Below are 10,766 nucleotides of genomic sequence, written 5' to 3'. Positions count from 1 at the left end.
CCTAGTCGTCACCTACCGCGCCATCGGCACCTCCCGCAAAACGCGGCGGGACCTTCCTGAGCAGGCGCGCGAGATCGGGCAACGCCTGCAAGGGGTGCTGTCTCAGCTGGCCCGCGCGGGGCTGCCGGCCACGCCGTTGCAGGCGTGGGAGGTGCTGGGGCTGGTGCGGTCTCGCTACGACTTGGCAGCTCAACGCGACATCGAAGCCGCAGGTCCCGCGATCACCGATACGCAGTCGTGGGATTCCGTGGGTCCGATCGCGCACGAGGACCGCTGGGACCATCTGGTGCACGACGGCGCGCGGTCGATCACCTGGGAAATGGACGCACCACCGCGGGGCGCGGTGTTGGAAACCGGTCTGGAGGAGTTGCTGCGCCCGCGCTCCGATGTGCCGCGCAAGCGGGTCGCGATCGTGTACAGGTTGCATTCGGCGGCTGAGGCCACCGACATCGTCGACTCCGACTTCCGGGACGCGCTGGCCGCCGAGCAGACCGATCGCGGCATTGCCTCGGCTGCCGCTTCCATCCGCGTCGACAACACCCGCGCCGCTCGTCAGGAACAAGCCCGCGGCGCCGGCCTCACCCGTTTCGGGGTCCTGGTCACCGTCACCGATGTCCTGGACGCCGACCTGCCCGGCATCGAAACCTCGGTGCGGACCATGACTGCGGCGTCGCGGCTGCGGGTGCGCCGCTGCTACGGCTTCCAAGCCGCCGCCTTCGCTGCCTCCCTCGGCATCGGCCTGATCCTGCCCGAGCACACCTCGATTTCGAAGCGGTTCAGCGCATGACGATCCATACCGGGACCCGCAAGACTCGCCACCCGCGAACGACGGCAGTCGCAGGGATTCGCGTGCTGACACCCCAGGCCCGCGCAGAGGCCGAAACTGCCGCGGGAGGGCGCGGCCTGGCCGCCGTGCGTGCTCGCTGGGTGCTGTCGAGCGACGATCATCGCCGCGCCAATGCCGCACGGAAAGCGGAAGATTCGGTCCGCGACGGGTTCGACGTGCCTGTGGCCAGTTTGACCGACCGCGGATACCGCGGTGTCGGCGGCGGGCGGGCGACGGTGGTGGCGGCGACCCCGGAATGGCGGGCGACCACGGTGCAGGTGGCCGGGTTGTGGCCCTTCGCAGTCGGAGCGACGGCGCCGATCGTGGGCTGCCCCGTCGGGTCTCATTTCGTGACCGGCGCGCCGGTGCACTTCGATCCGATGTCGTGGTTCGCCCGCGGATTCATCACCGCACCGATCGCGTTCGTGCTGGCGCTCAACGGTTTCGGCAAATCCTCGCTCATCCGGCGCCTCGCGACCGGCGCCGTCGCCGCCGGAGAAACGGTGCTGTGCATGGGCGACACGAAGCCCGACTACCGCGACCTCGTCGAAGCGCTGGGCGGGCAAGTCGTCGACCTCGGTTACGGGCACGGCAGCATCAACCCGCTCGCCGTCGGCGCGCTCGGCTCCATCATCGACCGACTCCCCGACACCGACCAACGCCGCCAGGTCGCCGCGCGCGTAGAGGCCGGGCAAGTCAACATCGTCGCCGGGCTGATCGAGTTGGTCCGCGGCTCCCGCGTCGCCGACTACGAAGAAGCGCTCATCGCCGCCGGCCTGCGCGAACTCTACAGTCCCGCAGGAGGATTCACCCCGGCGCGGCCGCCGCGACTGTCGGATCTGCTGGCGACGATCTCCGGCGGCGCTCAGCGGTTGCGGCAGTTCGCCGAGGAAGACGACGATGTCGCGTTCCGGGCCGCGACCAAAGTGTTGCGCCGTTCGCTGCGCGCGGTGATCGAAGGCCCGTGGGGTCAGGTCTTCGACCGCCAAACTAGCACCCCGCTGGACCTGAACAGCCCCGCTGTCTGCATCGATGTGTCCCGCATCCCCGAGGGCGACACGAAGCTGCTGGCGGCGGTGCTGATGGTGTGCTGGAGCGAGGGCTTCGGCGCGGTCGCCGCCGCCCATGCGCTGGCCGACGCCGGTCTCGCGCCGCCGCGCACGTTCGAGGTCGTCATGGACGAGATCTGGCGCGTGCTCGGCGCGGGGGAGTTCATGGTCGACCGCGTCGATGCCCTGACCCGGTTGAACCGACCGCTGGGCACCGGGTTGATCATGTGCAGCCACACCATCAAAGACCTCGCCGCCTTCGACTCGCCGGCCGCGCAAGCCAAAGCCCTCGGATTCTTCGAACGCGCCCGCGCCAAGATCATCGGCCCTGTCGGGCCGGAAGAGATCGAACGCCTCCGTGCCGCGGTATCGATCACCGACACCGAAAAGTTGCTGGTCACCTCCTGGGCCGCGCCCCGGCCACCGACCGACGATCACCTCGACAACACCGGGGTGCGCGAAACACCGCCCGGCACAGGATGTTTCCTGCTCAAAACCGGCGAAGCCGACGCGCCCGGCATCCCGTTCCGTATGACCTTCACCCCGACCGAGCGCGCCCGCGACATCCACAACACCAACCGGCGCTTCTCCCACCTCACCGGCGGAAACAACGACCTTCCGCGGCTGTAGGTTCCCATGATTCTTGACGCCTTTCCCATCTATTTGTCGCCGACTTGTCGCTTACGACAGTTCGGTGGGAATCCGGTCCGGCGTGTCAGCGCCCCGATGCTCAGCGAAAGGGGTTGGGTGTCGCCATGAATATTCAAGGCAGAGCCCACTTTTGGGCCGGTATCGCGGGGGTTGTCTCGAATTCTTCTGTGGCCGTGCGTTTTCGCGGTGACGATGGCGAGTTCGTGGATACGACATTGCGGCGGTTGCCGATTGACGAGGTGCTGTCAGGGCGCCCGGTTCGTGAGTTCCGCTGGTGGAAGGGCAAGCGCCACTATTCGGGCTGGTACTGGTCCTCGACCACGGGCGGGCACGTGGTCTACGAAAGCCGCCTGGAGCTGGCGAGAATTCTTCTGGCAGACCAAGACAGGGATGTCGTGGCGATCGCTGCGCAGCCGTTCCTGCTCGAAGGCGTGGACGGCGACCGGGTGCGCAAGCACGTGCCGGATCTGCTGCTGGCCCGAGCCGACGGCGGACTCACGGTGGTGGACGTGAAATCACCTGACCGGGTGTCAGATTCGAAGGTAGCTGCTCAGTTCGCGTGGACGCGCAGTGTCTGCGAGGAGCACGGTCTCGGCTTCGAGGTCTGGTCCGGGTGCGATCCCGTGCTGTTGGGAAATGTCCGGTTCTTGGCCGGGTATCGACGGCCGGTCACGATAGCGCTGGAATTGGCCGACGCGGTGATGGCGGCCGTGAGCGAGCCACTCGAACTCGGCGTGCTGGAGCGGAGTTTGGCGCGATCGGCACCGCCGTTGGTGATCCGGCCGGTGATTTTGCACCTGTTGTGGCGATCGTGGCTGTCGGCGGACCTGAGCCAGACCCTGAGCAGCTCGACCGTGGTGTCCGCGATTGTGAACCCGGTGGGGGTGGTGGCGTGAACGCGCGCACGGTGACCGTGGCCGTCGGCACGACGCTGTTGATCGATGGCGAGGGAGCGAGGGTTGTCGAGTTCGACGGCCGGAAGGTGGTCGTCTCCTACGCCGATGGACGTTACGCCAGCGTCGCGGTGGCGGAATTCGTTTCCCGGGCAAGGAGTTTGGAACCGGTCGATCGTGACGTCGACCCGGGCCTGGTGCTCGCGGATTTGTCCCCGGAGGACAGGAGCAAGGCCACCGAGCGGGCCGCACACATCAGGGAGGTTCTGACCGGATACCGGTCCGGCTATGCCGAGGCCGCGGCAGATGGCGAACCGCACCCGGCTTACGCGGCGAGTGAACCGTTCAAGGCTCGGTGCGCGGCCAAGGCCAGGGAGCTGTCGGTGGCCGCGCGCACGATCGAGCGCTGGGTGGCTGCCTACCGGGACGCGGGCGAGGCCGGGCTGGTCGATGACCGGCAGCGGCGTGGTCGCCGGTCGAAAGTCGATCCGCGCTGGGATGCCGCGGTCCGGGCAGAGTTGGCGGCCCGGGTGTCGGACTCCACGCCCACACGATCGGCGGTGCTGATGCGGGTGACCGAGCGGCTCGAACGCGAGCACGGCGCCGGGGCGGTGCCGATCCCGGCGAAGACGACCGCCTATCGCAGGCTGGGGGAGCTGGCCAAGGGCACGAACGCGGTGAGCGGATCGGCGAAGGCGCGCAGGTCGATAGCTGATCGCCCGCAAGGGGTTTATGGTCGACTGCGCGCGACCCGGCCGGGGGAGTACCTGATCCTGGACACCCAGGACCTCGATGTCTTCGCGATGGAGCCGGTGACCTGTCGATGGGTGCGCGCCCAGCTGACCGTTGCCCAGGATCTGTTCGACCGCCAGATCCTCGGGCTGAAGGTCACCCCGGTCTCGACCAAGGCGATCGATGTCGCCGGAGTGCTTTTCGAAGCTGTGACCGGTCGCAGTTCCGGGCGGCCGGCGCTGGGGCCGGTGCACGGCCTACCTGATCATCTGGTCTTCACCGAGAACGGCGCGGACCCTGAGATCTGGTGCCCACCAGAGACATTGGTCATCGACCACGGCAAGGCATTCCTGTCGTCACATGTGATCGGAGTCTGTGCACGGCTGGGAATCTCCATTCAGCCTGCCCAATCACGCAAACCCACCGACAAACCGACCGTCGAGCGGTTCTTCCGATCGCTGCGCGAAGGGCTGATCCAGCATCTGCCCGCCTACAAGGGCCCCGACCTGCACAGTCGCGGTGAAGGACTGGAGGGCAAAGCATTCCTGTTCCTGCACGAACTCGAAGACGTCATCCGGGACTGGATCACCACGGCCTATCACCGCAGCGGCCACGATGGCCTCGCGGTCGCGGAATGGCCGGAGCTCGCGATGTCGCCGAACGACATGTTCGCCGTCGGTCTCGCGAAGGCGGGGCTGCTGCGCATCCCGGCGGACCCGGCGCTGGCCTTCGAGTTCTTGCGGGTGGTTCACCGCACCATCCAGCACTACGGCGTTGAGATCGGCGGGCGCCGCTACAACGGAGCAGGACTGGACGGACACCGCAACGCCACCAGCCCCTACGGCGGGCTCGAGCCGGGCAAGTGGCCGATCCGGGTCAACGACGACGATGTTCGCTACGTCTACTTCCAGGACCCCGACAGCGGCGACTGGCACCGGCTGGACTGGGAACACGCACCGATGCTGGACACCCCGTTCTCCGACGAGGCCGCTCGCTACGCCCGGGTCCTGGCCCGGCGCACCGACCGTTTCGTCGATCCTGTCGAGGCGTTGGGCGAGGTACTGGCCCGCTGGAGCGCCGGAGAGGTACTCGACCGCCGCGAGCGGCGCATCGCCGCCCGGCTATCCGCCGAACGCAGCGGCCTGGCCACCGCAGCGGAGTTGGAACTGGCTTCCGATCCTGTCCCAGCGCTGCCCGGTCCTGGCGATCCGGTCGCGCCGATCGTCGGTGACGATGATGACGACGACGAAATCTTCGACGGCAGTGAAGAGTTCGACGATGACGCCGCTGCAGACTTCTACGCCGACGCGCTGGAGGTGCTGGAATGAGCAGCGGCTACAGCCTGTCACGCAAGGACGGATGGCGGCGATTCTGCGACACCCCCGCCCGCGTCCGCCCCGACACCTTGAACGCGAAAGCCCTTGCGGCACTGACAGAAGACGCGCGCGAGGACTACAACGAATCCCGGTTGGACTGGCATGCCAACTTCGGCACCATCGCCACACCGCAGCTGAGCGCGGTGCGTGAGCAGCTCGAGCTGATCGTCGACTCCAACCGCCAAGACTCCGACCGGGTCCGCGGCGCCGCGGTCATCGACGGATTGCCGGGCCTGGGAAAGACTACGGTCGTCAATCTGTTCGGCCGCGACTACCACCGCAAGGCGATGCGCCAGCGGGGCCCGGTCACCGACTCCGGAGACGAACACATTCCCGTGTTCCGGGTCGGGCTGACCTCACATACCACACTGCGTGAACTCAACCACCGGATCTGCCAGTTCTACGCCCACCCCGGCGCCGACCGCGGCAACGCCGCCCAACTCGGCACCTACGCCCTCGACTGTGTTCTGTCCTGCTCCACCCGCATCGGGATCATCGACGACGTCCACTTCATCAACCAGCAGTCCAAGGACGGACTGGCGGTTTCCAACCATCTGAAATGGCTGGCCAACGAGCTACCGGTGACCTTCATCTATGCCGGGGTCGGTTTGGAGGAACGCCGGTTCTTCGAGGAGGGCCTGTCAGGGCGTTCGAGCGCGCTGGCCCAGTCCGGGCGCCGGTGGACACGACTGGAAGTCGGGTTCTTCGGTTGCGACGAGCATTGGACCGCGCTGATCAAGGCCATCGACAAACAGGTGGTTCTGTCCCGTTGGCGCCCTGGCCAACTGACCCGGCACGCCGACTATCTGTTCACCCGCACCGGCGGGCACATCGGATCGCTGATGACGCTGGTCAACCGCGGCACGGTCAAAGCGATCCGCTCCGGAGCCGAGGCGATCACACGGGAACTGCTCGACAGCGTCCCCATCGACGAGACCGCTGAGAAGGCCCGGCGCCGCAACGAGGCCGCCGATCGGCACCGCAAGCAGCGCCGCAAGCCCGGGGGATCCGGCAGCTCGCGGAAGGCAGGCGAGAAATGACCACATTGCTGTCCCTGCCGCTGCGAACACCGATCCTCGACGGAGAAGGCCTGGACTCCTGGATCGCGGCGCTCGCTCGCCGCAACCAAATCCCCGCTCGGGAATTGTTGCGGGCATTGGGCATCGACTATCCCCACCTCACCAACGGTCAGCTGCTCGACCACACCTCGCCGGCCCGGTTGCGTCACATCGAAGCCGCGACCGGCCTACCAGGCCACCGTCTCGACAGCGCGATCGGCGCCGCGCTCGCGAGCGCGATGCGTCACCGTCCCGACGGATCACGGTATTGCCCTGCGTGTTTGGGCGAGACCGGCGGACGTTGGCAGCTGGTCTGGCGAGCCAAATGGTCTGTCGCATGCCTTCGTCACCACGCGCTGTTGCAGGACACCTGCCCTGGCTGCGACCGCATGCCTCGCGGGGGGCCGATCAGCGCCTCCCGGGAACAGTCGGCCACCGGATGCACCCAGCTCCTCGACACCGAGAACCGAACCCGCTGTGACACCGACCTGGCCGCCGCCGGACAGGTGAACGCAACCACCGACGCGATCGAGGCCCAGACCTGGTCCGAAACCCTGCTCGACCACGCACACGGACCCAGCGGCGACCACGCACGACAGAGCCTCACCGACCTACACCCTGTTTGCGGATGGCTACGCAGCAACGACGAAAACACACTCATCGAGGCGGCCGACCGAATACAGCCCGGACGCGTCGACCGCCGCCGAAGCCACGACTCGTCCGGCGGCGACGCCGCGTTGACCGCGGCCGCGTTGGTCCGCGCGAAAACGATCCTCGGATCCGACGACGACGCGGCCCTCGCCGCGATCGGCCACCTCGTGTCCGTCAGCGGGAGCGCCAACCGCATCCCACCACCCGGAATGCAGAACCCGGTGTGGTCCTCGGCGACACCCCGGTTCAAGAACCGATACCTGCGCGCCGTCGACGCCGACTTGGCCCCCACCGAACGACTACGGCTGAAAACGACTCTGCCGAGCGCAGCATTGCCCGGCGACCAGCCACCCACACGGGCCCGCATGATCCCGCAACTGATCTGGCCGGACTGGGCCGGTCCCCTGCTCCCGGCAGAAGGACACTGGGCAGACCTGCACCGCGCGGTGATGAGCGCAGCGCTACTGATTCCCGGTCATCCCGAGCGCTCCCAACACGACATCGCACAGTTCAACCCCCGGGTCAACCGCGCCACCATCGCGGTCCCGTTACGCGGATTCGACACTGTGATAGCCGCTCTGGCACGAATCGCCAACTATCTCGACCAGCACGGCACTGCGATCGACTACCAGCATCGCCGCGACCAGATCCCCGCCGAAACCATCGAGCGCACGACCTGGCGCGAACTGGCTTGCTCGGTTGACGCCCATCCCGGCGGCGACGACCGCACACGCCTGCGCAGTGCCAACCGCTACCTCCATCAGCTGCTGACCGGCGCAGACCTCGCCGACCCGCGCCACCCGCTGGCATTCACCAACAGCGACGACCGCAGCCACCACCTGCGATTCACAGTCTCCATGAGCATGCCCCTACGCCAAGCACTGCGCGACTACGCCACCACCGTGCTCGAGCAACTCGGCATCGACGAACCCCTGACCTGGTCTCCACCAACCACTCTCGCCCGAGACCTCGACCTTCCAGGCGTCGACATCGCACAGCTCGACATGGACAAAATCGAGCAGCTCGTCATCATCGACAACCACCGCCTGGTCGACGTCGCCGACATCCTCGGCGTCCACATCGAACACATCCGGTTCGCGCTGGAACGGCTCGACCGGCCGCAGCGACCATGGTCGAGAAGCGCACCGCCTGCGGCATGGCTGCGCAAACGACAAGCCGAGAAGCTGCTGACCCGAGAGTTCTTCGAGCGCGAACACCTCCAGAAGGGGCGTCGCATCAAAGAACTCAGTGCGACAACCGGTTTCAGTATCACCGAGCTGTCGCGCTACGCCCGCCAACACGGCATCACCATCCGGAAAGGACAAGCGCCGGCCCGGATCGACCCGGGCTGGCTGCGTGAGCAATACCTCGACCGCCGACGCAACATGACCGACATCGCCACGGAACTTGGAATGGCTCAGGGCGCCGTCGCAAACGCGCTAGGCAAACTAGGCATCCCCGCCCGCCCTTCAGGTGTCGCCAGCTGGACCGAAACCAACCTCACTCACGACGACCTCCCGGCAGGCGTCCGGGCGGCGGTCGAAGGAACATACAACGGCTGGAAACGACTGCGGCACTTCCAAATAGCAATGCAGTTCCCGATGCTCAAGCCCGCCGCTCAGCATCTCGGAATCGTCCCCTCCGTTCTCGCGATCCAGCTCGAACTTCTCGAACAGCACGTCGGCGGCACCCTCTTCATCCGCTACAACCGTCCAACCGCGCAGCAGCCAACAGTCCTCGGACAAGCCCTGCTCGACGACCTGGCCACCGAACCGGTTCAAGCGCACATGAACGCGGCCATCGGCAGCGACGATCCACCCACGCCCGCTTCCGAAGACCTCGCCCATCTCCGGCCCTTCGATGGCCTCGCCGTGCTGCCTCTGTCGCTCGACCGCGGCCGAAACAGACTGCTGCGCATCATCACCGACCACGGACCCGACAACGAGTTCTGCTGCATCGAGATCGCGCACACCGCGGCAGCCGCGACATCGACCGTCAACCGACTGCTCAAACAGATGGCCGCCGCGAACTGGGCGACTCGACGCCCCGAAACCGAAACAGAGCGAACAGCACGCCTGCACAACGACTCCCGGGCGCGACAGCGCATCTACTACCGCTTGACCCCGGACGGCTACCAGGCCGCCGTGAGATCACTCCAACCACGAGAAAGCGACAAACCGATGGGAAAACAACGACGACAAACCAGCGGAAAAACCGATGGTCCACACACGAAATGACCACCTGGAGCGCCAACTATGGCCGGAACCCGCAGCCGCGGCCTCCGTTCGAGGCCGAGGTCGGGGAGGACGGCGATGAGTGATGTCCTCCAGAACCCTCCTCGCAGGCATCGTGTCGTTGCCCATCGCGTTGATCTTGTTCCTGGCCTTGCTGGTCGGAATACAGCCCGCGGCCTCGTGTGCGACCGACGTGCTCGCTGGGGGAGTGGCGGGCCCGACCGGTCAGTCGCTGGCGGGATTGAACGAGCGACAGTTGGCGCTGGCACGCAACGGCGTCGCGATCGGCAAACAACGCCGGGCGCCGGAGTCGGTGATCATCGCCGAACTGGCGGCGATGATCACCGAGTCGACGCTGCGCAACCTCGCGAACTCCAACGTCCCGGAATCGCTGAGCTTCCCCAACGACGGCGTCGGCGCCGACCACGATTCGGTGGGCCCGCACCAGATGCGGGTCAGCGTCTGGGGAAGCGCCGGGATCGCCACCCTGATGAACGCGCTCTATCAGATCAACTGGTTCTACGACCAAGCCGCCACCATCACCGGCGCCGCCTCGATGACCTCAGCAGAACTCGCTCAGGCGGTCGAGGTGTCCGCACCGAACGCGTATGCGGGACAACTGGATCTGGCCAGGCGTCTCTACGCGATGTTCGCCGACATCGACCCCGCGTCTCTGCCCGCCGCCGAGCCGGGGCAGTCAACCAGCGGATGCGGGCCCGGGACGGCGCCACCGGGAGCACCGGTGCCGGCCAGTGGGTTCGGACAGGCGGTCGTGGCCGCAGCCCAGCGATGGATCGGCACCCCGTACGTGTGGGGTGGAGGAGACGTGAACGGCCCGACGGGCGGCGGGTTCGACTGCTCCGGGTTGACGTTGTATGCGATCTACCAGGCCTCGGGCGGCCGAATCCGGTTGCCGCACTACACCCAGGCCCAACAAGACTCACCGGCCGGGCAGGTCGTGCCGTTCGATCAACGCCAACCCGGGGATCTGATCTTCTTCACCACCCCTGGCGAGAGCGATTCCCACCATGTCGCCGTGTACGCGGGCCGCGACGCCGACGGCACCGACCTGGCCATACACGCCCCCCAAACCGGCCAAACCGTCACCACCGCCCCCCTCGCCCGAGTCGCCGGATCCGACCACCTCGACATCCGCCGCTACAGCACACCACCACCACCACAACCCCGAACCCCCACAGCGGAGGAGGGAAAACCACTGTGACACCGAATAATTCGCGTCGACGACGTAAGAATCGCTCCGTCCGTGGACGTCCTACACCTCCGTCATCGAAGCGC

Annotated in this window: 7 protein-coding genes; all 7 read left to right on the top strand. The window is 66.9% G+C overall.

Annotated features, from left to right (window positions below; genetic code table 11):
• Window positions 1–787 (top strand): SCO6880 family protein (locus NA3_RS37910; RefSeq protein WP_369689790.1); only part of this gene is annotated, 787 nt, incomplete at its 5' end.
• A 62-nt stretch (window positions 788–849) separates the two neighbouring features.
• Window positions 850–2,505, top strand: coding sequence for a putative type IV secretion/conjugal transfer ATPase (locus tag NA3_RS34705; protein WP_128145469.1), 1,656 nt, complete (start codon window positions 850–852; stop codon window positions 2,503–2,505).
• Between the two features lie 188 nt (window positions 2,506–2,693).
• Complete coding sequence (locus tag NA3_RS34700; RefSeq protein WP_062969092.1) at window positions 2,694–3,422, top strand: TnsA-like heteromeric transposase endonuclease subunit; 729 nt, start codon at window positions 2,694–2,696, stop codon at window positions 3,420–3,422.
• Window positions 3,419–5,479, top strand: coding sequence for a TnsB C-terminal domain-containing protein (locus NA3_RS34695; protein ID WP_062969091.1), 2,061 nt, complete (start codon window positions 3,419–3,421; stop codon window positions 5,477–5,479). Before NA3_RS34700 ends, NA3_RS34695 begins: the two co-directional genes overlap by 4 nt.
• On the top strand, window positions 5,476–6,567 hold the full coding sequence (locus NA3_RS34690) for an ATP-binding protein (RefSeq protein ID WP_062969089.1): 1,092 nt from the start codon (window positions 5,476–5,478) through the stop codon (window positions 6,565–6,567). Before NA3_RS34695 ends, NA3_RS34690 begins: the two co-directional genes overlap by 4 nt.
• Window positions 6,564–9,473 (top strand): TniQ family protein, encoded by a 2,910-nt coding sequence (locus NA3_RS34685; protein ID WP_062969087.1) that lies wholly within the window; start codon window positions 6,564–6,566, stop codon window positions 9,471–9,473. Before NA3_RS34690 ends, NA3_RS34685 begins: the two co-directional genes overlap by 4 nt.
• 82 nt (window positions 9,474–9,555) lie before the next feature.
• Window positions 9,556–10,692, top strand: coding sequence for a C40 family peptidase (locus tag NA3_RS39165; protein WP_167355093.1), 1,137 nt, complete (start codon window positions 9,556–9,558; stop codon window positions 10,690–10,692).
• Window positions 10,693–10,766 lie beyond the last annotated feature (74 nt).

It is taken from the genome of Nocardia africana NBRC 100379 (assembly GCF_001612635.1).
GTDB lineage: Bacteria > Actinomycetota > Actinomycetes > Mycobacteriales > Mycobacteriaceae > Nocardia > Nocardia africana.
Note: the sequence above shows the minus strand (reverse complement) of the source record. Positions and strands in the feature narration are given on the sequence as shown.